Genomic DNA, 21,630 nt, shown 5'->3' on the forward strand with positions numbered 1-21,630 from the left:
CCTGCGGCGACGCGGGAGAGGGCACGGGCGTGATCATCATTAATCTGACACGCTTCGGCGATCTGCTGCAAAGTCAGGCCCTTGTCAATGATCTGCACAAAGCTGGCCTGCGCGTGGGTCTGGTCTGCCTTGAAAACTTCGTTTCGGCTGTGCCGCTTCTGCGCCACGTGGATATTGCCTGGCCCCTGCCCGGAGCAAGTCTGCTGGCTGACGTAAGCGGCAACTGGCGGGACGCGGCCTTGAATCTGCTGGCCTTTGTGCGCCGTATTCATCATGAGATGCCCGGAGCGCGCGTCGTCAACCTCACCGCCACGCTGCCTGCCCGCCTGCTGGCCCGTATGCTGGCCTCGCAGCCTGACGGCATAGGGGGCTTCGGCATGGATGCGGAGGGCTTCGGCTTCAGCGGCGGCATCTGGACGTCCTTTCTGGCCGGGACAGTACTGCGCCGCCTCAATACGCCTTTCAATCTTGTGGATACCTTCCGCATGGTCGGAGCGCACGCCCTGTCCGCGCAGGAAAAGGAGCGTATGCATTGCGCCAGTGCCCACGAAAATTCTGGCGGCACGCAGGAGAGTTTGGGCGGCACTCGTGAAGATTTGGACGGTGTACAGAAGAATTCGGACGGTACGCAAGGGCTTGCGGCAGCTTCCGGCCTGCGGCCGCCCGCTGAAGAAAATATGCGCTTTGCACGCGCCTTGCTTGACGAAGAGGCTGCCAGTCAGGGGATTTCCAGTCAGTGCAAGGGTTTTGTCGCCATGCAGCTTGGGGCTAGTGAGGCGCGGCGGCAATGGCCTGCGGCGCATTTTGCCGCCGTGGGCGACCGCCTGTGGCGCGAGGCCGGTCTTTGCCCCGTACTGCTCGGCAGTCCGGCGGAAGCGCCGCTGGCTGCCGCGTATGCGCAGGCGGCGCAGGGGCCGCATTTAAGCGCGGTGGGGCGCACCAATATTCCGCAACTGGCGGCGCTGCTCTGTCAGTGCCGCCTGTTGATCACCAACGATACCGGTACCATGCACCTTGCGGCAGGCTTGGGCATCCCCTGCCTGGCGATTTTTCTGGCCACAGCGCAACCGTGGGACACAGGCCCCTACCTGCCCGGTTGCTGTTGCCTTGAACCGGCCATGGCCTGCCACCCCTGCCCCTATGGCCGCGCCTGCCCCTATGGGCATGCCTGCCTTGAGCGCATTGGGGCCCAGAGCGTCGGCGATCTTGTTCTTGGCTGGCTTGCGTCGGGAAGCTGGGACGCTGCCTTGCATAAGGCCAGTGGCATCACCGGTGAAGCCCGTGTATGGCTGACAGAAAAAGACAGTCAGGGTTTTGCCGTCGTGCGCTGCCTTTCGGGTCATGAGGGCGAAGACCGCAGCCTGTGGCTCAACAGCCAGCGTGTTTTCTGGCGTCAGATCCTTGACTCCCTGGCTGAAGACACGGCAGACCTCGACGCGGCCCATATGGAAGAAACGGACAGCGCGCCTGCGGGGGCATTGCCCCATGGCCCGGCGTACCCCCTGACAGAGCACCAGCCAACTATTCCATTCAGCCCTGCCTTTGCCGCGAGCGTGCGGGACTGCCTGACGCAGACAATACAATTATTAGGCCTGCTTGAAGAGCAGGGCGGCCTGGTGGGCAAAAGCGCCATGGCGGGGCAACTGTTTTTGCGCAACTGCGAACGGCTGCAGAGCCTGCTGGACGCAAGCGCGTCTTTTTCCGCACTGGGCGGCTTCTGGCGCGAAATGCGGCAGCAGCGCGGCGGCGACATGAAGGATCTTGTCCAACTGATCCGGCAGATGAAAAATTGTGTAACAGATTTGAATAAAATAATATAATTAAAGTGGCATATGGTTTGCATTTAATTTGCAACTGCCTATGGACGGCAAATTATGCCCTGCGGGGTGTGGGAGGAACAACCATGATTATCGTTGATGGCAATAAAAGCTCCAAATCCATATCTACTTTTGAAAACCTCGAACAGGTGCTGACCGACATCATGCAGGACGACTGCCTGGAAGGTCGCGTCATTACCGATGTGCTTGTAAACCAGGAAGCCTTTTCGGAGATCTATCCGCATCAGGCTGAAGATATCACCTGCGATTCCATTTCTTCCGTAGAGGTGCGTTCGGTGCCCAGCAGCGAGCTGGCTGTGGATATCGCGGGTGAAATGGAAAAGGTCAGCAAGATGATGGGCCACGGCGCGCGTCATGTTTCGCGCCTGTTCCGCGAAGCGTCTGATACGGACGCCCTGGAACTTTTTCAGGATCTGCTGGACGTCACCCGTGATTTCATGAATATGCTCGGCGATCTGCGTCAGCGCTATGCCAACGACGACAGCCTGGGCTTTGCCGAAAAGACGGAAAAACTTTCCAGCCTGCTTTCTGAAATGGGCGATGCTCTTGAAAATGAAGACTGGATTCTGCTGGCTGACCTTCTGGAATATGAATTTTTGCCCGTCTGCAACGAATGGGGCCAGGTCAGCGAACATCTGCGTGATCAGATTGTCAGGCGTGTCGCCCAATAGGGTGGCAAGGAGCGTTTATGGCTCAAGGAATTTGCTTGCTGGATCAGGCCCTTGACCTGGCCATGCAGGAGATGGCCGCACTTGAGGACGGGGCCTATGACAAGGCCGTGGCTCTGGCTGAAAAACGCAACGAGATCACCAGTATGGCCTGGCGCATGCTGGATGGAGACAACGTTGAAGAGTGCCGGGGGCATCTGCTTGAACTCAACCGTGTGCAGGAACATCTGACCAGCCTCGCCACTCAAGCCCGTGATGCCCTGCGCCAGGAACTGCAACGCTCACGTCTTGAGCGGCAGCGCATGCACGGCTACCATCAGGCCATAGGGCAGGCCCTGCAATAAGGTGCACATATGCGCGGCGTATATCAACAGGGCACGTATCGGCAAAGTCGATGCGTGCCCTGTGCTGCATTATGGCTTTAGCCCGTTGAGCGCGCCTGTAACTTGCCAGGCCTGTTGCGGTTCCATCTGTATGCGTTGAAAAAGCGTCAGCGATCGGCCCGATGTCCGGCCAGGGCGGCACCCGTGACGCGGCAAAGGCCTCTTGGGGACGCGCTTCTTCTGTAAAGCCCGCCTTACCGGGCTTTCCGCGTGAGACCTTTCACTCGTATGGGGCCAGCCCTTCGGCCACAAGCAAAAACTGTTCGGCCGGGAGCTGAAAAAGCTTCCAGTTACTCCGCAGGGTTTCTTCCGGCCAGTTCCACCATGCCTGGCGTTCCAGCCTCTCGGCCACGCCAGGGTCGGCAAACCGTGGCCGCAGCACCGCGCCGGGGTTGCCCACCACAATATGCCAGGCGGGAACATCCTTGGTCACGATGCTGCCCGCGCCGACAATGGCCCCGTTGCCCACGCTTACCCCCGGCAGCAGCACTGCCCCGTGACCTATCCACACGTCATGGCCGATGCGCACGGTGTACTGCCTGCGCCAGGCAAAAATATCTTCATCAACGTCCGGCCCGTCCGCAGCGGCAAGGCCGTATCTGCCGGGGCGGTAGGTAAAGTGGTGCAGAGTGGGCCGCCACCAGGGATGATTGCTGGGGTTAATGCGCACGTGCGAGGCGATGGACACGAATTTGCCCACATTGGCGTACATGAGGTCGGCGTCGTTGCACACATAGGAATAGTCGCCCAGGGTCACGCCGTGCATCAGGCAGCGCGGCCCCACGTCCGTCCAGCGCCCCAGAGTCGTCTCGGTAAGGACGGCGTCCTGCGCCACCCGTGGCGCGGCGGCGGAATCCGTCACGGCCGCAGGAGAAGAGAAACGGTCGTTCATGCTCATTGCTCACTGTCCACGCTGGTCAGGGGAAAGGATTCCAGAACCCTGAACCGCCCGGTACAGGGTTTTCCCGGTTCATGACTCTCGTCCACAGGCTGGCGGCACAGACTCAGGCTCGCCACGTTCTGTGGCTGGGCTATGGAGTCGGCAAGGTAGGCGGCCAGCACTTCGCAAAGGGCGGGCGAGGCCGTTGCCGGCCCGGTGAGACTGATATGAAAGTCATATTCTTCAAATACATACGGGTATCCCCAGGCACGCAGAAGGCCCAGTTGCCGGGCGGTCAGCCCTTTGGCCCGACGCAGTATTTCAGCTTCGGGCGCTGGCCTGCGCAGTGGCGCGAACACGCGTGTGGCTTCACTTGCCATGTGACGCAAGGCAGCCTGGGCTCTGCGGCCGGCCACATTCGGCGCGTCCGGCGCGCCCGCCACATCCGGCGCATCCGGCATAAGCGCCAGAAAACCTCTGTGCTCCACCACCCGCAATGGGGTGCGCACCGCCGCCATGCGTTTGCAGAAAAGGCGCAGGGTGTCGGCCAGTGCGCCCTCGCTGCTGTGCAGCGGAAAAAAGGGAGCCACGACCGTGGCGTGCAGGCCATAGCGCGTGGGTTCCGCCACAAGGGACTCCCACGAAAGGTCGTGGGGCTGGTCGTGCGGCAGATCACGCGGCAGGGGCAGGCAGGGGGTGGGCACGTTCTGCCCGGTGCGCGCGTCGTAGCCCAGCAGGGCGGAACCGGCGGAGTAAAGGGGGCTGTGTTCCTCTGGGACGTAATAAACAGCGTAACGGTATTGCATATTACACAAAGCGCTTGCGGATGAATTGGGAAATCATGTCAAAAAGTATCACTACCGCAATAATGACAAGCATGACGGCCGACGTCTGGGGAAAGTAGAACCCGCGGATCATCTCCCACAGCACCACGCCAATGCCGCCAGCGCCCACCATGCCCACCACCGTGGCCGAACGTATGTTGGATTCCAGCCGGTAGAGCGAGAAGGATATCCACAGGGGCAGCACCTGGGGGATGACGCCGTACAGGATTTCCTCAATGGCCAGCGCCCCGGTGGCGCGCATGCCCTCCACAGGTTGGGGGTCAATGGCTTCTACGGCTTCGGAAAAAAGTTTGGCAAGAATGCCCGTGGTGTGCACAAAAAGCGCCATCACGCCCGCAAAGGGGCCAAGACCCACGGCAACCACAAAAAGCATGGCAAAGACCATCTCGTTAATGGCGCGGCAGGCGTCCATAATGCGCCGCACGGGTTGATAAACCCACCAGGGCACGAGATTGTCCGAGCTGAGGATGCCAAAGGGCACGGCAAAGATCACCGCCAGGGCCGTTCCCCAAAGAGCCACCTGGATGGTGACCACCATTTCCTTGAGATAAAGTCGCCAGTCGGAAAAATCGGGGGGGAAAAACTCGCTCGCGAACGAGCCCATGTTTCGGGCGTCGCTGAACAGGGCCGAGGGATTCATTTCTGCCCCACCCCACGACCAGGCCAGCAGGGCAAGGCAAATGCCCCAGCCCAGTAGTGAAAACCAGGATCGGTTGACCGACAGGTGTTGTTCGGATGCCGTCATGAAATATCCTTTTAGAGCATTTAGCACTTGAAATGCCCGCTTACGGCAGGCAAAGCCTGCCTCCCCGCATTTCGCAACAAGGATTTTCCTGGAAATCCCTGCTGTGCAGTTAATTCATTTCATTCGTAAACTGCTCCGGCTGAAAGGCGCGGAACCCGGCCGCAACATGAGGGTGCCCGCTGCGGCCGGGGCGCGTTGCCGTGGGGTGCTGCCGCGCTGCACTTTCATGCAGCGTTAGAGCATGTACATTTTTTCAAAGGGAGAATGCCCTGGCGCAGGCCGGGCGCTATGAACCTTTTTTAATGGCTTCGGCGCGGGCGTTCAGCTTGGCAAGGGCTTCGTCCACTTGCGCCAGTTTGGCCTTCTTTTCATCGGCGCCCAGTTTGGTGTCGCCTTCAATTTTAACGCGCGTCTTGAACAATTCCACCTGGCGGATGGGGATGGAGTGGTCATTGGTGGCGGCCTTGAAAGGCCCCCAGCCCAGGTCGGCCAGGATTTTCAGGTCTTCGGCCTTGTGGGGGCCGGTGACGCCAAAGTTGAAGATGAACTTGGAGATTTTCTCCTTGGTTTCCTCGGGCAGGTCTTTGCGCCACACCAGCGGATCGCCGGGGATCAGGGGCGAAGTCCAGATCACCTTGATAAGGTCGGCCTTGTCCGGGTGGGTGGCGCGCAGGCGTTCAAGGTTTTCGCTGTTGTTGGTGGCCACGTCTACCTGCTTGTTGGCCACGGCCAGGGCGTTGGTTTCGTGGTTGGCGTTGAGCGTGCGCTTGAAGGCGTCCTTGGGGTCAACGCCGTTTTTGGCAAAGACGTAATAGCCGGGTATCACAAAGCCCGAGGTGGAGTTGGGGTCGCCATTGCTGAAGGTGATGTTCTTGGCGTCCTTGAGTATGTCGTCCACAGAATTGTAAGGAGAATCCCTGTTTACGATAAGGTGCGAGTAGTAGCCGCCGATGCCCGCCAAATCCATTGTCTGGGCGAAGATCTGGCCGTCGGCCCTGTCAACGGCCTCAATGGCCGCCTTGTTGCCGTACCAGGCCAGCTGCACCTTGCCGTACTGCATGCCGGTAACTATGCCCGCGTAGTCCGGGGCAAAAAAAGCCCGGATCTTGAGCCCGGTTTCCTGTTCCATACGTTTCAGGAAGGGCTCCCAGAGCGTGCGCAGATTCTGGGAAGATTCAGTGCTGATGATGCCGAAGTTCAGCACTTCCGGTTCAGCGGCCCTGGCCGACAGCGCGGGCAGGCCTGCAGCGGCCAAAGCCAGGGCAAGGGTAAGCAGTCGCAACAGTTTCATTCCATAATCTCCTTGATTATACATTGGTTATGCCGCATCGCAGGCCTGATGCAGGGAGGGGCGCGGCGCAAGGGCCGATTCCTCATCCCCGCCGGTGGCGTGGGCGAACAGCTCTTCACTGGACGCGCCGTAAATTTCTTGTAAAAAGCCGGGGGTCAGCCTGTCCGAAGGTCCGTCGTACACGATGCAGCCACCCTTGAGAGCCACGGTGCGCGGGCAGTACCGTATGGCAAAATCAACCTGGTGCAGGGTCACCACCACGGTGATGCCGTCCTGACGGTTGATTTCGGTCAACAGTTCCATAACCTTGCGGGATGATTCCGGGTCCAGAGAGGCTATGGGCTCGTCGGCCAGCAGAACCCTGGCCTTTTGCACCATGGCGCGGGCAATGGCCGCGCGCTGCTGCTGCCCGCCCGAAAGGGTGGAGGCGCGCTGAAAGGCCTTTTCCACAATGCCCACGCGGTTCAGGGCCTTAAGGGCATCCGAGCGCACCTGGCGGGGGAACAGGCCCAGCAGGGAGCGCCACAGGGGTATCCTGCCCAGCGCGCCCAGCATGACGTTGGTGTGTACCGGCAGACGGTCCACCAGGTTGAACTGCTGAAATATCATGCCAATGTTCGTGCGCAGGTGGCGCACATGGCGGGCCAGACGTCCCTCGCGCTGCATGACGCTGCCGAGCACATGCACGCTGCCGCCGTTTTTGTCAGCCTCGGTGAGGCCCGCGATATGGCGCAGAAGGGTGGACTTGCCGGAGCCGGAAGCGCCGATAAGGGCCACCATCTCCCCCTTGCCAACCGACAGGGAAACATTGTCCAGGGCGCGGCTTCTGCCGAACGTTCTGGTGAGGTTTTCTATACTGATCATGGAAGGCTCCTTACGTTGCATAATGACGGGCATGGTCGATAATCTCCGTAAAAGCCCGGCAGGCCGTTTCAAGATCTCCGGAATTGTCTATCCGCACATGGTGGGGCATACGCGGCAGAGACTGGGCGGCCCGCGTAAGGCGTTCTTCAAGCTCCGCCCCCTGCTCCCGGCCGCGCTGCTCAAGCCTGCTGCGCAAAACGTCGCGCTGCGCGGCTATTTCCACCACCAGCATGGGGCTTATGCGGCGGGCGGCTTCCTGGGCGTATTCCCGCGAGCCGTTGACCACGGCCACATGCCCCTGTTCCAGCAGGGCAAGCACCTGTCGGTGCACACCGTAGCGCAGGCCGTGGCTTTGCCAGGCCAGAATAAAGTCCCCGCGTTGGGCGCAGAGAGAAAATTCCTCTTCGCTCAGCGCGATGTGATCCTCCCCGCCCGCTTCTGCGGGACGGGTGATGTGGCGGCGCACAAAGTGCACGTCGTCCTGCCCTTCGCCGCGCGTCAGGCAGCGCCGTGCAAAGGTCAGCAGGCTGTCCTTGCCGACGCCGGAAGGTCCCACCACATAGACCAGCAGGCCGGGATACTGCGCCATCAGAATACCTTTTTGCCCCGTACGTAGACTTCGCGCGCTACCGGCAGATCATCGTGCAGGGCCACGCGCACAAGGTCGGCCCTGAGGCCGGGGCGCAGTTCGCCCCTGTCCGTCAGGGCCACGGCCTGAGCCGGACGGCGCGTGACCATGCTCACGGCGTCGGGCAGGGAAAGCCCGGCCTCGCGGTGCAGGACAAAAGCGCCGTGCAGCAGGCTCATGGGTACATAGTCGGAAGAAAGGCCGCTCAGCAGCCCTTCGCGGGCCACGTCCAGAGCGCTGATATTGCCGGAATGGGATTTGCCGCGCACCACGTTGGGCGAGCCCATAAGCACGGTCATGCCGTTGTCGCGCGCGTGCCGCGCGGCTTCCATAGTGGTGGGAAATTCGCTGATGACGATGCCGTACCCCAGCGCCAGGTTCACGTCGTCCACTGTGGTGTCGTCATGGCTGGCCATGGGCACGCCGTGCGCCGCACAGAATTCTGTGACCATGCCGGTGTGCAGGGGGGTGTAAACCCGCTGGCGCTCCTGCAGTTCGGCCACATTGCTGGCGAACTCCTCTTCCGTCCAGGAGCGCGTGGTGCTGTAATAGGTGCGGTAGGCATCGGTATTGCGCCATTGCCGCTGACCGGGCGTATGGTCCATCAGCGAGATGAGCCCCAGCCCCGGCGTGGCGGACAGCGGCTCAAACATGCCCCACATGTTGGGGTCGTTAAGCTCGCAGCGCAGGTGCAGGCGGTGCTCGGCCCGCACGTCCGTTTTGTCGGGGTCGCCCGCAGTGCAGCCCACAAAGGCGTCCACGGCCATGCGCAGCATGGGGTAACGGCCCTTGTCCTGTGTTTCGCCTATGCACACCGAATCATATACCGTGGTGACTCCGGCCGCCGCCATCTGCGCGTCATGGGCCAGAAAGGCCGCACGGGCCGACGGCCAGATGACCTTTGGCCGGGGCATGAGGTGCTTTTCAAGATTGTCCGTATGCAGTTCCACCAGGCCGGGCACAAGGTAGTCGCCCTCCCAGTCTTCCACGGCAATGTCGCCGTTTACGGGCGGCGCGCCAGCGTCCATGGCGTGGATGCGTCCGTCGCGTACACAGAGATGCCCTTCAACAACGGCGTCGGCCGTGACCATGCGGGCATTGGCGATACAATATTCACGAGGCATGATTATTTCCTGGTTGCAGATGAAAAACGGTGTTGGCAACGGCCTCGCGCACTTCGTCGTCATGAAAGATGCCGATGACGGCGCTGCCGCGCGCTCTGGCCTCGGCGATCAGTGTGATGACGGTGCGCTTGTTGGCCGCATCCAGAGAGGCGGTGGGCTCGTCCAGCAGCAGCACAGGGCTGTGCCGGATAAAGCCGCGCGCGATATTGACGCGCTGCTGCTCGCCGCCTGAAAACGTGGCCGGAGCAAGGTTCCAGAGGCGTTGCGGAATATTCAGGCGATCCAGCAGGGCGGCGGCTTTTTCCAGCGCGGCGTTGCGGTCTTCGCCGTGGGCCGTGCACTGACCGGCCACAATATCCAGGGTGCTCACACGGGGAATGACCCGCAGAAACTGGCTCACATAGCCCATGGTTTCGCGGCGCACTTCCAGCACGGCGCGGGGCGTGGCCGTGGCCATGTCCACAATTCCGTTGTGGTGGCGCACAAGAATGCTGCCCTCGCAAGGCTTGTAATTGGCGTACAGGCAGCGCAGCAGGGTTGACTTGCCCGCTCCGGACGGCCCGTGCAGCACAAGGCAGCGGCCGGAGTGCGCTTCAAGATTCAGGTTGCTGAAGGCCTCTATGCGCACCCCGCCCTGGGCGTGCAGGGTGAAGGTTTTTGCGAGGTTGCGCACTGTGAGCATGGCCTGGCCCTCTGCGGAGCCCGGTCTGATGCCCACAATGGGCGCGGCGGGCGCGGCGGGCGCGATGGACGATGTCAGATGCATGGCGGGCTATCCTTGCAAAATGGAAGAAACAAGCAGTTGGGTGTAGGGATGGTGGGGGTCGTCGAGCACCTGGTCGGCAAGCCCTTCCTCCACCACGCCGCCGCTGCGCATGACCAGCAGCCTGTCGGCCAGCAGCCGCGCCACGGCCAGGTCGTGGGTCACCAGCACCACGGCCAGACCCAGGTCGCGCACGAGATGGCGCAGCAGGTCCAGCAGCTTGGCCTGAACGGAAACGTCCAGGCCGCCCGTGGGCTCGTCCATAAAAACCAGCCGGGGCGAGGACACCAGGTTGCGGGCTATCTGCAGGCGTTGCTGCATGCCGCCGGAATAGGCCGTGGGCCGGTCATCCAGCCGTTCTACAGGAATTTCAACCCGGTGCAGCCAGTCGTGCCCGGTCTGGCGTATGTCATCATAGCGGCGTGCGCCGCAGGCCATCAGGCGTTCGCCTATGTTGCCGCCCGCGCTGACGCGCATGCGCAGGCCGTCGCGGGGGTTCTGGTGTACAAAGCCCCATTCGGTGCGCAGCAGCCTGCGGCGTTCGCCTTCCGCCATGGAGGCCATGTCGCGGTCACGCCCCTGAGAGTCGCGGTATACGACAGCGCCGGAAGTCAGGGGCAGCCTGCCGGAAATTAGGCTCAACAGGGTGCTCTTGCCGGAACCGGACTCGCCCACAATGGCCACCACCTCGCCGGGCCAGAGATCAAAAGAGACGTCGGCGCAGCCTTTGCGCCCGCCGTAGTAGTGGGTGGCGTTGATCACCCGCAGCAGCGGGGCCTGATCGTTGCATTGAAGGCAGGTCATGATTTTGCCCTTTCTGTCCTGCCGGGGGCCACCACGGGCATGCCGTCGCCCTCATGCCCAGCGGCCCGGCGGGACGCGCAGTATTCGGTATCGGAACAGACAAAAAGCCGCGAGCCGTCATCATCCACAATCACTTCGTCAAGGTAGCTTGTGGTGCTGCCGCACAGGGCGCAGGGGCGGTCCCACTGCTGCACGGTGAAGGGGTGATCGTCAAAGTCCAGGCTTTTGACTTCGGTATAGGGGGGCACGGCGTAGACGCGTTTTTCGCGTCCGGCTCCGAAAAGCTGCAGGGCGGGACATCCGCGCATCTTGGGATTGTCGAATTTGGGAATGGGCGAGGGGCTCATGACATAGCGCCCGGCCACCAGCACGGGGTAGTCGTAGCTGGAGGCTATTTCTCCGTGCCGGGCAATGTCTTCATACAGCTTCACATACATGATGCCGTATTCCTCAAGGGCATGCAGGGCGCGGGTCTCTGTTTCGCTTGGTTCAAGCCAGCGCAGCGGTTCGGGGATGGGCACCTGATAGACCAGTATCTGGCCTTCGTGCAGGGGCTGCTCCGGTATGCGGTGGCGGGTCTGGATGATGGTGGCCCGCGCCGTTTCCGTGGTGGTGGCAATGCCCGCAACCTTGCGGAAAAACGCCCGGATGGACACGGCGTTGGTGGTGTCGTCCGAGCCCTGGTCAATGACCTTGAGCACGTCGTCCGGCCCCATGACGGAGGCCGAAACCTGTATGCCGCCCGTGCCCCAGCCATAGGGCATGGGCATTTCACGGCTGCCGAAGGGCACCTGGTGGCCGGGCACGGCCACGGCCTTGAGGATGGCCCGGCGAAGCGAGCGTTTGGTCTGTTCGTCCAGATAGGCAAAATTATACGCCAGAGCGCCAAAACCCTTGCCCTGCTCCGCTTCAGGCGCGCATGGGCTTGCGGCGCGCTGCGGGCGGGCGGCGTCGGCTCTTTCAACGCCCGGTGCGGCAGTGTGACGGGTTTGTGCGGTCATTGCCGTTCCCCTTCGCCAGCGCCGTTGGCGGCGGCATCAGTGTCTTCCATTGCCCGGCGCATGCCGCGTACCAGGGCCAGCTCGGCCTGAAAATCCACATAATGCGGCAGCTTGAGGTGCTGCACAAAACCCGAGGCTTCCACATTGTCGCTGTGACTGAGCACGAATTCCTCATCCTGGGCCGGGCCTTTTATGGGTTCGTCGTAGTCCGCCGACTGCAGGGCCCTGTCCACCAAAGCCATGCTCAGGGCCTTGCGCTCGTTTTCGCCAAAGCTCAGGCCGTACCCCCGCGTAAAGCAGGGTTTCACGCCGTTGCCGCCATGAAACTTGTTGACGGTTTCGCATTCCGTGAGGGGCAGGCGCGCCACCACCACAGCAAAGCCCAGCTCCTCGGGCACAAAGCTTACTTCTACTGACCCCATGCGTATTTCGCCCGCAAAAGGATGGGTGGAGCCGTAGCCGCGCTGGGTGGAATAGGCCAGGGCCAGCATCAGGCCCTCGTCGCCGCGCGCCAGATTCTGTAGCCGCGCGTCACGCCCTGCGGGGAGGGTAAGCGCGCCGCGCGTGATGTCGGTGGGAGCGGCAGCGGGCGCGTTGGCGTCTTCTTCTGCTGGAGTGGGTAAAAGACCTTCTTTTTCAAGAAAATCCATGACTTTTGCGTAACTGCGGGGGGATTCTGGCAGCGGGCCATCCGGCATAACCTGTACCGGTGCGGCAGCGGCCTGGGCGACGGTGACCTGTGCCGCCCTCGTTGCAACATTGCTCTGGGCTGCGCCCGTTTGCGCGGCGTTCATGAGCGCGGGGCCAGTTTGTGCGGAACCAGTTTGCGCGGGGCATGCCTGCGGATTCCCCTGCGGACTCTCTTGGGGGCTTTCCTGCGAGGCCTGTCCAGCGGCGGAGCCGCAAAAATCCCTGGCAGCGCCGGTCAGCAAGGAGGCGTCCAGCAGGCGGTGGGTATAGTCAAAGGTATGCCCCAGCACCTGCCCGCCGGGGATGTCTTTATATGTTGCGGAGATGCGCCGCCGTATCCGCATGGCAGCGGTGTTGACGGGCAGGGAAGAGCCAAAGCGGCTCAGCGTGGTGCGGAAGGCCCGCAGCAGAAAAACGGCTTCAACGAGATCGCCCCTGGCCTGCTTGACCGCCAGAGCGGCAAGTTCCGGCGCGTACAGCGCGCCTTCGGCCATGACCCTGTCTACGGACAGGGAAAGCTGCTCCATAATCTGATCCACACCCAGCTCCGGCACGGCGGTGTCGCCCCGGCGCACCTGGGCCAGCAATTTGTGGGCGGCATTGATGGCTTTTTCGCCACCTTTTACGGCAACATACATGCTCAGGCCTCCGGCGCTTGCGGCATCGTGCTCATGCCGATTGTGCGGGGCAAGCCCGCCATGAAGGCTCCGTTGCCGGACAGATTGTCGTCCAGCAGCAGTATATCAACGCCCTGAGGGTATGCCTGATGGTTGGCCTGCCACTGTTCCGCAAAGGTCTGGGGCAGCCCTTTGCATGCCAGAGGCCGCACGCCAGTGCCGCCCGTGTCCGGGCCGCCGATGCCGGGCCCGGCAGCGCTGAAGTCCGCAGGGCCTTTCAGGCGCACGGCCAGCACCAGGGTGGCGCTCTGCTCGGGGCAGAGGGCCGAGCCCTGGGCAAAAGCGGAGAGAGGGGGCATGGTCAGGGGGGAAGCGATAAAGGCAAAGGCGGCGCGGGCTGGGTCTTCCGTAAGGGGCGCGCCACAGTGAAAACGCAGATAGGTGTGCAGCGCCTCGGTGCGCAGTTCTGGCTGCAGCCACAGCGGGGTTTCGCCGTCGCACAGGGTCAGGGCCAGCGCGGCCATGCCGGAGCCGAAAGCGCCGCCCGGAACCGGAATGGGCGGCAGCGCCGGCAGGGGCACGGGGCGGGCGGGGCGGCTCATGGCGTCCAGCACTGCACGATAGTAACACTGGCAGTCCAGTACGGGGTTTGCAAATCCATGCGCCAGGGCGGTCATGCGTCTTCTCCCCGCGCCAGCGTAAAAAAGTCCACCCGAGTGGGGGCCGTTGTGCACTCTTCTTCGGCAGCCTCATGCGCTTCATGCGCGCGCAGATGGTCAAAGAGCTCCATGCTGAGGCGCGTGGCGTAGTCCGGCAACTGCATGAGGGCGTCGCACAGCGCTGCCAGTTCGGCGTGGCGCGGTTTGTTGCCGCATATCCAGGCATACCCCTGCACGGGGCTGTCCGGCAGGGCGGAGTGCCCTGCGCTGGCGGACTGCTCTGACCCATTCTGCTGTTCCGACGCAGGGGACAGGGTGACTGCGCAGCGCGTGACAAGCATTTCGCCCAGATTGAACCGCGCGCCGCCGGTTTTGCCTTCCACCATCAGCAAGCCTGCCTCGGGCCTGCGCAAAAACGTGTAGTTCACCGCCTCTGCCAGGGGCCGCAGCGACTCCTGGAGGGTATCCTCAGGCGCAAGGGCCAGCAGGCGCATCCATTGCGGCCGCGTCAGCGCTTCCGCATTTTTGGAAAGGGTCATGTTCTTCCACCTGTATTTCTTGCTGAGCGCAGAAATTCGCGCTGGACAAGGGTATAAAGGTGGTGTGTGAACACTTGTTGACGACATGGAGGTAATTATGTGTCACTCACGTGCTCATGGTTGAGCGCCATCGGAAAATTGATAATCCCCTTTAACTAGAGTAGGTTGCCTTTGAGGATGCATGTTCTCAAAGTTTGCGATGCGCTCGCTTCGGCGTTTGATCGCGCAAGTACATAGCGCTTGCAGCTTTGTGGCGGACGCCTGCGTATGCAGACGCACCGATGCCACCTGCGAAAAGGTCAACTATGCGGCCATCGGAAGGCTGGGAGTGTGTGGATGTAGAGGGCAGCATTAGGCGGCCCTCCGGAGGGAAGGAGAAGTAAGGCTACTATGAGGGGCACAGAGAACACTTACGTGAAATCCGCATCCACAACCAAGGGAGAGATTAGGGAGAAAAACAGAAGGAAAACGAAAAAAGGACTCGGGTATTGCTACCTGAGTCCTTAAATTTCGTGGTGCCGAGGGACAGAATTGAACTGCCGACACGGGGATTTTCAGTCCCCTGCTCTACCAACTGAGCTACCTCGGCCCTTGGGCCAGCGGAATAAATTCCACAGCGGCTGGAGAAGTCTTCTACCCACTTGGCCTGGCTTTGGCAAGTCTTTTTTTGCAAATTTTATCCAATCCCTTGAAAATCGTGCGTCTTCCGGCCATACTGCCGAAGTTGCAGCACGGAGCAGGGCCCCAAAACGGCTTTGCCCCGCCTGGCTTTTGGAGTAATCACCCCCTGGCGCGCGAGCCTGCATGCAGCGGTGCCGCGTCAGGAGGCTCGCCAGCGTAGGTTTGGGGCATGCCCCCAAAGTGTTTATGGTCACATCATCCATCCCGGATGCCCTTGCAACAAGGATTTTTTTAGTGAAACCGGGCAATCCTTTTCCTCAAATCAAACATGATTTCAAACAGATGGGCGCTTCAGGCCTGGCAAGAACCATCGTGCAGGCTCTTCTTATCGGGGGAGTGACTGGCGTGGTCATCGGGCTGTTTCGCCACCTGAACGCTATGATCACGCATTGGATTGTGCGCGCTGTGAACGCGCACGGACTGAGCGACGGCCTTGTCGGCTGCGCGGTGTTTTCCGGCCTGCTGCTCCTGGCCGTGCTTTCTGTGCTGCTGCTGCGCGTGGAGCCGTTGATCAGCGGGAGCGGCATCCCCCAGGTGGAGCTTATGGTCAGGGGCAAATTGCGCATGAACTGGTTTCGTGTGCTGGTCTGCAAGTTTGCTGGCGCTCTGACGGCCCTGACCGGAGGGCTTTCTGTGGGGCGTGAAGGCCCCTGCATCATGATGGGCGCTTCCCTTGGCGTGGGGGTGGGGCGGTTGTGGCATGATCCCAAGGCCGCGCATGAACCCCGGTTTCTTGTGGGCGGCAGTGCCGCTGGCCTTGGGGCGGCTTTTGGCGCGCCCCTAGCGGGCATGTGCTTTGCCTTTGAGGAAATGAAGACGCCCCTGCGTGCGCCGATGATCATTACCTGCGCCATAACGGCCTATACGGCAATGCTCGTCATGCAGAGCATATACGGCTTTGGCCTGGTTTTTCCCTTTGGCCGGCGCCCCATGCTGTCCTGGGAGGCGTGGTGGCTGGTTCCGGCGGTGGGCGTGGCCATGGGAGCCCTTGGCGCTCTTTATAATACCCTGCTTATCCGTCTGACCCTCTGGGCCGACACCACAAAAATGCTGCCGCTGCATCTGCGCGTGGTCATTCCTTTCATGTGCGCCGGGCTGTTCTTGTATTTTTATCCCACGGTGCTGGCAGGCTTTGGCATGACAACCCTGCAACTTGCCGACATGGCCCTGCCGCTGACGGCGCTTTTGCTGCTGCTGGCCGTGAAGATGCTTTTTTCCTGCGCGAGTTTCGCCTCCGGGGTGGCCGGCGGCCTGCTCATGCCCATCCTGGCCATGGGGGCCATGGCCGGGGCCTGCGTTACGGCGGCATTGCTGCTTTTTGACGTGGTCACGCCCGAAAAGAGCGCCATCATACTTATCATGTGCATGGCCGGCCTGTTCGGCTCCTCGGTGCGCGCCCCACTGACAGGGGCGTTCCTGATGCTCGAGATGACGGGCGCATATTCCAACATGGCCTTCATCATCATTACGGCCTATATTGCTGCTGCCGTAGCCGACAAAATGGGGTGCGAGCCCGTGTACGACAGCCTGCGCCGCCGCTGCATTGTGGAAGGAAAAATCAAGCGCCCCAGGCTCAAGCCGCGTCGTCCGCAAAGGGCTGTGGGCGGCGCTCTTGGCGGGGCGGCGTGAACATCGTGCTGCAGGCGGTTTTTTGATGTGCGTAAAAGTATATGTAACGTGTTGTTATAATTTATCTTAATAAATAGTGCTTGCACTTTGTGATTGGAGTGGCTATTTTGGCCCTTCAATGTAAAACAGGCCATGTGGAGTAGGTATGACCCGTAAAGACCGCACAGAAGGCATATACAGCCGCCGCGAAGTTCTTGATGAGAGTGAGCGCCGCCAGTACTGCCTTATCCAGCTCAAGGACTTGCTTTCCTATGCGTACCGGTATTCGGAAGACGTAAAAAAACGTTTTGACCGTGCGCAGTTTAATGTGGAGAAATTCAAGACCCTTGCTGACATCAAGCATATTCCCATTCTCAAGAAGAAGGAGCTTATCTTTCTTCAGTCCATGGGGCCGCGTCTGGGCGGACTGCTGACCAAGGATATTGGCGAACTCAAGCGCATATTTCTTTCCCCCGGCCCCATCTTTGACCCCGAAGACCGTGGCGAAGATTACTGGGGCTACACCGAAGCCTTCTATTCCGTGGGCTTTCGCCCCGGCGACGCGGTGCAGAACACGTTCAACTATCAGTTGACGCCTGCGGGCCTCATGTTTGAGGAACCCCTGCGCAACCTTGGCTGTGCGGTTATTCCCGCTGGCCCCACGGACGCCGCGACCCAGCTGGACATCATGCAGAAGCTGCGCGTGTCGGGCTATGTGGGCACGCCGAGCTTCCTCATGCACCTGGCGCAAAAGGCCGAAGAAAAGGGCCTTAACCTGCGCAAGGATCTTTTTCTGGAAGTGGCCTTCGTCACTGGCGAGCGGCTTTCGGAAAAAATGCGCTCGCAGATGGAAAAGAAGTACGACCTGGTCATGCGCCAGGGTTACGGCACGGCGGACGTGGGCTGCATCGGGTACGAATGCTTCCACAGAACCGGCCTGCACATCGCCAACCGCTGCTATGTGGAAATCTGCCATCCTGACACGGGCATTCCGCTGAAGGACGGCGAAGTGGGCGAAATCGTGGTGACGGCCTTTAACAAGACCTATCCGCTTATCCGCCTGGCCACGGGCGACCTTTCGTTCATTGACCGCAGTCCCTGCGCCTGCGGCCGCACCAGCCCGCGCCTTGGCAGCATTGTGGGCCGCGTGGACACCACTGCCCGCATCATGGGCATGTTCGTGTACCCGCATCAGGTCGAACAGGTCATGAGCCGCTTTGAAGAAATCAAGCGTTGGCAGATTGAAGTGACCAACCCCGGCGGCATCGACGAAATGACCCTCTTTGTGGAAACCAGCGGCTTCAAGCGCGAAGAAGAGCTGCTGCACCAGTTCCGCGAGAAGATCAAGCTGCGTCCCGAACTGCGCGTGCTGGCTCCCGGCAGTCTGCCCCCGCAGATCCGTCCCATTGAAGACAAGCGCCATTGGGACTAAGCTCAGGGCAACTTTGAAGTGTTTTACATTTCAAAGTGAAAATGCTCTAAGCCCCTCCCGTGCCGTACAGATATCAGAGGCCAGCTCCGCAAGGGGCTGGCCTCTGTTTTTGTGCTTGGCGTATCAGGGCGGACACGAATTTTCGCCGTTTGTAGGCGACACCTGCTTGACAAATTGATAGCACACTACTATTTAGCATTGCACCTAAGTGAGGTCGCACCATGAGTACATCACCCAGAGACACAGTGGGCATGCTGTTGAGCCGTTCCGGCAGGGTATGGCGTACACGCCTTGACGAAAGGCTTGAGCCCCTGGGCCTGACGCAGGCCCGCTGGCTGGTGTTGATGCATCTTTCGCGCATGGGCGGTGAAGCCCCGCAGAAAGAGCTTGCGCAGTCCATTGGCGTTGAAAGCCCCACCATGGTTCGCGTGGTGGACGGCCTTGAGCGTTTGGGCCTTGTGGAGCGCGTGGGGCAAAAAGACGACCGCCGGGCCAAGACGGTGCGTCTGACGCACAAGGCCCAGGGCGTCAACGAGGAAATCCAGCGCATAGGCGCCGGCCTGCGCGCCGAAGCCCTGGCGGGCCTCTCTGACGAAGAACTGGCCGAGTTTTTACGGATACTTGAAATCATACTTAACAATCTTTGCGCCGCTGCCGTCCGGTGACGTCAGGCCGTGCGCCCTTCAAGGAGCTGTCAGCGCATGCCCATTTCCCTTTCGCCTCAGGCAGCGCGCCTGCTGTCCGCCCCGGTACGCACCAGAAAACGTCTTGTCATGCTTTGCGGGCTGATTCTGGCCGCTGCCGCCATCGCGTTTCTTGTGCACCGACAACGCTATATTTCAGAAAATGACGCACGAGTCATGGCCGACATGATCACCATCAGCAGCCGTGTGGACGGCTGGGTGGCCCAGAGGGACGTCACCGACGGCGACGTCGTGACCGAGGGCCGTCAGCTTGTTGTCATAGACCAGCGTGAAGCCCTCATGCAGGTGGAAGAGCTCAAGGCCAGCGACGAGGCCCTGCGGCTGGAGTCCGAGCAGGTGAAGACCCGGCTGGAAACAAGCCGCAATGCCACTGAAAGCGCGGTGGCCGCAGGCCGGGCGCACCGCGACAATGCGGCGGCGGCCCTGCGTTCCAGTCAGGCCGCTCTGGACCTGGCCCGCAAGGATCACACGCGCAGTGAAAATCTTATTGCCGAAAACGCCATTGCCCGCCGGGTGTGGGACCAGAGCCGCACGGTTTTGCAACAGGCCGAGGGAAAGCACCGTCAGGCCCTAGCCGAGCTTGCCGAGGCCCAGGCCAATCTTGATCAGGCCCTTGCCCACCGCAACGACCCGCACGAGCTTGAAGCCCGGCTGGAGCAGCTTACACAGCAAAGGGCCGAAGTGCAGGCCAGGATCAGGCAAAAAGAGGTGGCGCTGGACGACCGTGTGGTGCGCAGCCCCATCAACGGGGTGGTGGACCAGAAATTTGTGGAGCCTGGGGAGTACGTCATTCCCGGTCAGCGCCTGGTGATGGTGCACAATCCCAAGGCTGTGTGGGTGGAGGTTCTGCTCAAGGAGACCAAGCTGGGCGGCCTCAAGCCCGGCCAGCCCGTGAGCATCAGCGTGGATGCCTACCCCGGCCGTCCTTTCAGCGGCAGCATTGAGCGCATCGGCACAGCGGCCACCAGCCAGTTTGCCCTTATCCCCAGCCCCAATCCTTCGGGGAACTTTACCAAGATCAACCAGCGGGTGCCCGTGCGCATCAAGGTGGACCAGCCGGACGACAATCCCCTGCGTCCCGGCATGATGGTGGAGGTGGACATTGACCTCGCCGGAATTTGACGCCCTTAGCCAGCGCTATGGCGCTGCGTACAAATGGTGGGCCACGGCGGCGGTGATGATGGGCTGCATAGCCACGGTGCTGTCTTCCACCATCGTCAACGTGGCCATGCCCGACATTATGGGCGAATTCGGCATGGGGCAGGATCAGGTGCAGTGGCTGTCCACGGCCTTTCTGGCCGCCATGACGGCGTCCATGCTGACGACGGACTGGATGCTGCGCGCTTTTGGCCTGCGTCAGGCGTATCTTGCGGCAATGGCGGCCTTTCTGGCGGCGTCGCTGGTGGGGGCCGCAAGCCCCGGCGTGGAGGTTCTTGTGCTGTCCCGCACCATTCAGGGGGCCGCCGCCGGGCTGGTGCAGCCGCTGGCCATGGTCATGGTTTTTTCCGTCTTTGGCGAGGAAAACAGGGGCATGGCCATGGGCATCTTCGGCCTGGGCGTGGTGCTGGCTCCTGCGCTTGGCCCCACGGTGGGCGGCCTGCTCATCGACAATTATTCCTGGCGGTATGTCTTTTTGCTGGGGCCGCCGTTCTGCCTTGTGAGCATGGCTCTGGCCGCGACCTTTCTGCCGGGCCGCGACAGCGCTGTGGAGCGCGGCGCGTTTGACCTCAGCGGCTTCATTTTGCTGTGCGTGGGCATTGGCGCGCTGCTCGCAGGCATTTCCAGCGGGCAGCGGGAAGGCTGGGACTCGGACTACGTGCTGGGGGCTTTTTTTTCAAGCATCTGCGCCTGGGTGGGCTTCGTCATCCGCGAGCGCACCTGTCCGAAGCCCCTGCTGCATCTCGGCGTTTACGCGAACCTCCGCTTTCTCGCCGCGTCGGTGGTGGCCTTTATTCTGGGCATGGGGCTCTTCGGCTCCACCTACCTCATCCCGCTTTTTGTACAGACCGTTCAGGGGTACAGCCCTACGGAATCCGGCCTGCTGCTCATGCCGGGCGGGCTGGTGCTCGGCGTGGTCATGCCCCTGGCGGGACGCTTTGCCGACCGTCTGCCGGCGTACGCCCTCATCATGGTAGGGCTCGCCATATTCGGCTGGTCCAGCCTGTGCATGGCCGAAGCCGGAACCTCCACCTATTTCTGGGATTTTGTGGGCTGGATCGCCATGGGCCGCGTCGGGCTTGGCCTGATCATGCCCTCGCTGAACAGCGGGGCGCTGCGGCTGCTTGACGCCAAACATATGGCGCAGGGGGCCGGGGCCATCAATTTCAGCCGTCAGCTGGGCGGGGCGCTGGGCGTGAGCCTGCTTTCCGTATATCTGGAACGCCAGACGGAAGTTTACGCGCAGGCCTTCAGCGCGTTGCAAAATGGCACCCATGCGGCATCGGATGCCCTGGATCTGATTGCATCCCTGTTTCTCAGGGGAGGGCAACTGGACAACGTGGCGCAAGCCTTGCGGCCGCCGCAGGCATACAGTTTTCTGGCGGATATGCTGGCCGCGCAGGCAAGGGCCATGGGCTTCAGGGAGAGTTTTTTTCTGGTGGGTCTGGCCTTTTTCGCGGCAGTGGTTCCGGCCTGGTTCATGCGCTCTGCCAGACATGGCTAAAGCGACGGTCAGACGGCGGCGGGTTTGCTGCGGTGACGGTCAGTCAGGGGTGGATTTGCTGCTGCGGCGGCCAGATGCGCGCGATTTTCCTGTGTAAAGGTCGAAACGGTCGGAAGGGCGGAACGGTCGAAAGGTCGGAAGGGGCTTGTACTGTCGTCGGACTTGTGCTGCCGTCAGGCTGTTGCGGCCGCCGGGCATGGTTCC

At 61.5% G+C, this 21,630-nt stretch carries 21 protein-coding genes and 1 tRNA gene; 8 read left to right on the forward strand and 14 right to left on the reverse strand.

Translation table 11 applies throughout. The features are described from left to right. Positions 1 to 29 precede the first annotated feature (29 nt). From DESU86_RS08220 to DESU86_RS08230, 3 genes are all read left to right on the forward strand, one after another. On the forward strand, positions 30 to 1,820 hold the full coding sequence (locus tag DESU86_RS08220) for a glycosyltransferase family 9 protein (RefSeq protein ID WP_232088300.1): 1,791 nt from the start codon (positions 30 to 32) through the stop codon (positions 1,818 to 1,820). Positions 1,821 to 1,903: 83 nt separating this feature from the next. Then, positions 1,904 to 2,509, forward strand: a complete 606-nt coding sequence (locus DESU86_RS08225) for a hypothetical protein (protein WP_179980611.1) — start codon at positions 1,904 to 1,906, stop codon at positions 2,507 to 2,509. A 17-nt stretch (positions 2,510 to 2,526) separates the two neighbouring features. After that, positions 2,527 to 2,850: a hypothetical protein gene (locus DESU86_RS08230; protein ID WP_179980612.1), complete on the forward strand. Its 324-nt coding sequence runs from the start codon at positions 2,527 to 2,529 to the stop codon at positions 2,848 to 2,850. Between the two features lie 259 nt (positions 2,851 to 3,109). Here the strand turns inward: DESU86_RS08230 and DESU86_RS08235 are convergent, their stop codons facing one another. The 14 genes from DESU86_RS08235 to DESU86_RS08300 form a co-directional block, all read right to left on the reverse strand. Beyond that, positions 3,110 to 3,781, reverse strand: a complete 672-nt coding sequence (locus DESU86_RS08235) for a DapH/DapD/GlmU-related protein (RefSeq protein WP_232088301.1) — start codon at positions 3,779 to 3,781, stop codon at positions 3,110 to 3,112. Between the two features lie 2 nt (positions 3,782 to 3,783). After that, positions 3,784 to 4,575, reverse strand: coding sequence for a DUF1045 domain-containing protein (locus tag DESU86_RS08240; protein ID WP_179980614.1), 792 nt, complete (start codon positions 4,573 to 4,575; stop codon positions 3,784 to 3,786). Between the two features lies 1 nt (position 4,576). Beyond that, the gene (gene phnE / locus DESU86_RS08245; RefSeq protein ID WP_179980615.1) at positions 4,577 to 5,359 is read right to left on the reverse strand and encodes a phosphonate ABC transporter, permease protein PhnE; all 783 of its coding nucleotides are present in this window, start codon (positions 5,357 to 5,359) and stop codon (positions 4,577 to 4,579) included. A 286-nt stretch (positions 5,360 to 5,645) separates the two neighbouring features. After that, positions 5,646 to 6,650 (reverse strand): phosphonate ABC transporter substrate-binding protein, encoded by a 1,005-nt coding sequence (gene phnD / locus DESU86_RS08250; protein ID WP_179980616.1) that lies wholly within the window; start codon positions 6,648 to 6,650, stop codon positions 5,646 to 5,648. Between the two features lie 27 nt (positions 6,651 to 6,677). Beyond that, positions 6,678 to 7,514 carry a phosphonate ABC transporter ATP-binding protein gene (gene phnC, locus DESU86_RS08255; RefSeq protein WP_179980617.1) on the reverse strand — a complete coding sequence of 279 codons (837 nt, stop codon included), beginning with the start codon at positions 7,512 to 7,514 and terminating at the stop codon, positions 6,678 to 6,680. A gap of 10 nt (positions 7,515 to 7,524) precedes the next feature. Beyond that, positions 7,525 to 8,103 carry a phosphonate metabolism protein/1,5-bisphosphokinase (PRPP-forming) PhnN gene (gene phnN / locus DESU86_RS08260; protein ID WP_179980618.1) on the reverse strand — a complete coding sequence of 193 codons (579 nt, stop codon included), beginning with the start codon at positions 8,101 to 8,103 and terminating at the stop codon, positions 7,525 to 7,527. Next, positions 8,103 to 9,266 carry an alpha-D-ribose 1-methylphosphonate 5-triphosphate diphosphatase gene (locus DESU86_RS08265; RefSeq protein WP_179980619.1) on the reverse strand — a complete coding sequence of 388 codons (1,164 nt, stop codon included), beginning with the start codon at positions 9,264 to 9,266 and terminating at the stop codon, positions 8,103 to 8,105. The genes phnN and DESU86_RS08265 overlap by 1 nt, the downstream gene beginning before the upstream one ends. Next, positions 9,256 to 9,948: a phosphonate C-P lyase system protein PhnL gene (gene phnL, locus DESU86_RS08270; protein ID WP_179981767.1), complete on the reverse strand. Its 693-nt coding sequence runs from the start codon at positions 9,946 to 9,948 to the stop codon at positions 9,256 to 9,258. The genes DESU86_RS08265 and phnL overlap by 11 nt, the downstream gene beginning before the upstream one ends. 90 nt (positions 9,949 to 10,038) lie before the next feature. Beyond that, a complete protein-coding gene (gene phnK / locus DESU86_RS08275) occupies positions 10,039 to 10,833 on the reverse strand; it encodes a phosphonate C-P lyase system protein PhnK (protein ID WP_179980620.1) in 795 nt (264 codons plus the stop codon). Then, the gene (locus tag DESU86_RS08280; protein ID WP_179980621.1) at positions 10,830 to 11,834 is read right to left on the reverse strand and encodes an alpha-D-ribose 1-methylphosphonate 5-phosphate C-P-lyase PhnJ; all 1,005 of its coding nucleotides are present in this window, start codon (positions 11,832 to 11,834) and stop codon (positions 10,830 to 10,832) included. Before DESU86_RS08280 ends, phnK begins: the two co-directional genes overlap by 4 nt. Beyond that, positions 11,831 to 13,162 carry a carbon-phosphorus lyase complex subunit PhnI gene (locus DESU86_RS08285; protein ID WP_179980622.1) on the reverse strand — a complete coding sequence of 444 codons (1,332 nt, stop codon included), beginning with the start codon at positions 13,160 to 13,162 and terminating at the stop codon, positions 11,831 to 11,833. The genes DESU86_RS08280 and DESU86_RS08285 overlap by 4 nt, the downstream gene beginning before the upstream one ends. A gap of 2 nt (positions 13,163 to 13,164) precedes the next feature. After that, positions 13,165 to 13,818: a phosphonate C-P lyase system protein PhnH gene (gene phnH / locus DESU86_RS08290; RefSeq protein ID WP_179980623.1), complete on the reverse strand. Its 654-nt coding sequence runs from the start codon at positions 13,816 to 13,818 to the stop codon at positions 13,165 to 13,167. Then, positions 13,815 to 14,339: a phosphonate C-P lyase system protein PhnG gene (gene phnG, locus DESU86_RS08295; protein ID WP_197957552.1), complete on the reverse strand. Its 525-nt coding sequence runs from the start codon at positions 14,337 to 14,339 to the stop codon at positions 13,815 to 13,817. The genes phnH and phnG overlap by 4 nt, the downstream gene beginning before the upstream one ends. A 513-nt stretch (positions 14,340 to 14,852) precedes the next feature. Next, positions 14,853 to 14,928, reverse strand: a tRNA-Phe gene (locus DESU86_RS08300). Between the two features lie 374 nt (positions 14,929 to 15,302). Between DESU86_RS08300 and DESU86_RS08305 the strand changes: the two genes are divergently transcribed. From DESU86_RS08305 to DESU86_RS08325, 5 genes are all read left to right on the forward strand, one after another. After that, positions 15,303 to 16,649, forward strand: a complete 1,347-nt coding sequence (locus DESU86_RS08305; RefSeq protein ID WP_232088302.1) for a chloride channel protein — start codon at positions 15,303 to 15,305, stop codon at positions 16,647 to 16,649. 145 nt (positions 16,650 to 16,794) lie between these two features. Further along, complete coding sequence (locus DESU86_RS08310) at positions 16,795 to 18,060, forward strand: phenylacetate--CoA ligase family protein (protein ID WP_179980625.1); 1,266 nt, start codon at positions 16,795 to 16,797, stop codon at positions 18,058 to 18,060. A 221-nt stretch (positions 18,061 to 18,281) separates the two neighbouring features. Further along, positions 18,282 to 18,725, forward strand: coding sequence for a transcriptional regulator SlyA (gene slyA, locus DESU86_RS08315; RefSeq protein ID WP_179980626.1), 444 nt, complete (start codon positions 18,282 to 18,284; stop codon positions 18,723 to 18,725). A gap of 36 nt (positions 18,726 to 18,761) precedes the next feature. Further along, positions 18,762 to 19,886, forward strand: coding sequence for an HlyD family secretion protein (locus DESU86_RS08320; protein WP_179980627.1), 1,125 nt, complete (start codon positions 18,762 to 18,764; stop codon positions 19,884 to 19,886). Then, on the forward strand, positions 19,867 to 21,426 hold the full coding sequence (locus DESU86_RS08325; RefSeq protein WP_232088303.1) for a DHA2 family efflux MFS transporter permease subunit: 1,560 nt from the start codon (positions 19,867 to 19,869) through the stop codon (positions 21,424 to 21,426). Before DESU86_RS08320 ends, DESU86_RS08325 begins: the two co-directional genes overlap by 20 nt. Positions 21,427 to 21,630: the final 204 nt, after the last annotated feature.

This window comes from Desulfovibrio sp. 86 (genome assembly GCF_902702915.1).
Classification (GTDB): Bacteria; Desulfobacterota; Desulfovibrionia; order Desulfovibrionales; family Desulfovibrionaceae; genus Desulfovibrio.

Excerpts from the sequence above, each read along its gene's own strand:
- DESU86_RS08225 (WP_179980611.1), top strand. The coding sequence starts at position 1,904 with ATGATTATCGTTGATGGCAATAAAAGCTCCAAATCCATATCTACTTTT.
- DESU86_RS08230 (WP_179980612.1), top strand. The coding sequence starts at position 2,527 with ATGGCTCAAGGAATTTGCTTGCTGGATCAGGCCCTTGACCTGGCCATG.
- DESU86_RS08235 (WP_232088301.1), bottom strand. The coding sequence starts at position 3,781 with ATGAACGACCGTTTCTCTTCTCCTGCGGCCGTGACGGATTCCGCCGCC.
- DESU86_RS08240 (WP_179980614.1), bottom strand. The coding sequence starts at position 4,575 with ATGCAATACCGTTACGCTGTTTATTACGTCCCAGAGGAACACAGCCCC.
- phnE (WP_179980615.1), bottom strand. The coding sequence starts at position 5,359 with ATGACGGCATCCGAACAACACCTGTCGGTCAACCGATCCTGGTTTTCA.
- phnD (WP_179980616.1), bottom strand. The coding sequence starts at position 6,650 with ATGAAACTGTTGCGACTGCTTACCCTTGCCCTGGCTTTGGCCGCTGCA.
- phnC (WP_179980617.1), bottom strand. The coding sequence starts at position 7,514 with ATGATCAGTATAGAAAACCTCACCAGAACGTTCGGCAGAAGCCGCGCC.
- phnN (WP_179980618.1), bottom strand. The coding sequence starts at position 8,103 with ATGGCGCAGTATCCCGGCCTGCTGGTCTATGTGGTGGGACCTTCCGGC.
- DESU86_RS08265 (WP_179980619.1), bottom strand. The coding sequence starts at position 9,266 with ATGCCTCGTGAATATTGTATCGCCAATGCCCGCATGGTCACGGCCGAC.
- phnL (WP_179981767.1), bottom strand. The coding sequence starts at position 9,948 with ATGCTCACAGTGCGCAACCTCGCAAAAACCTTCACCCTGCACGCCCAG.
- phnK (WP_179980620.1), bottom strand. The coding sequence starts at position 10,833 with ATGACCTGCCTTCAATGCAACGATCAGGCCCCGCTGCTGCGGGTGATC.
- DESU86_RS08280 (WP_179980621.1), bottom strand. The coding sequence starts at position 11,834 with ATGACCGCACAAACCCGTCACACTGCCGCACCGGGCGTTGAAAGAGCC.
- DESU86_RS08285 (WP_179980622.1), bottom strand. The coding sequence starts at position 13,162 with ATGTATGTTGCCGTAAAAGGTGGCGAAAAAGCCATCAATGCCGCCCAC.
- phnH (WP_179980623.1), bottom strand. The coding sequence starts at position 13,818 with ATGACCGCCCTGGCGCATGGATTTGCAAACCCCGTACTGGACTGCCAG.
- phnG (WP_197957552.1), bottom strand. The coding sequence starts at position 14,339 with ATGACCCTTTCCAAAAATGCGGAAGCGCTGACGCGGCCGCAATGGATG.
- DESU86_RS08305 (WP_232088302.1), top strand. The coding sequence starts at position 15,303 with ATGGGCGCTTCAGGCCTGGCAAGAACCATCGTGCAGGCTCTTCTTATC.
- DESU86_RS08310 (WP_179980625.1), top strand. The coding sequence starts at position 16,795 with ATGACCCGTAAAGACCGCACAGAAGGCATATACAGCCGCCGCGAAGTT.
- slyA (WP_179980626.1), top strand. The coding sequence starts at position 18,282 with ATGAGTACATCACCCAGAGACACAGTGGGCATGCTGTTGAGCCGTTCC.
- DESU86_RS08320 (WP_179980627.1), top strand. The coding sequence starts at position 18,762 with ATGCCCATTTCCCTTTCGCCTCAGGCAGCGCGCCTGCTGTCCGCCCCG.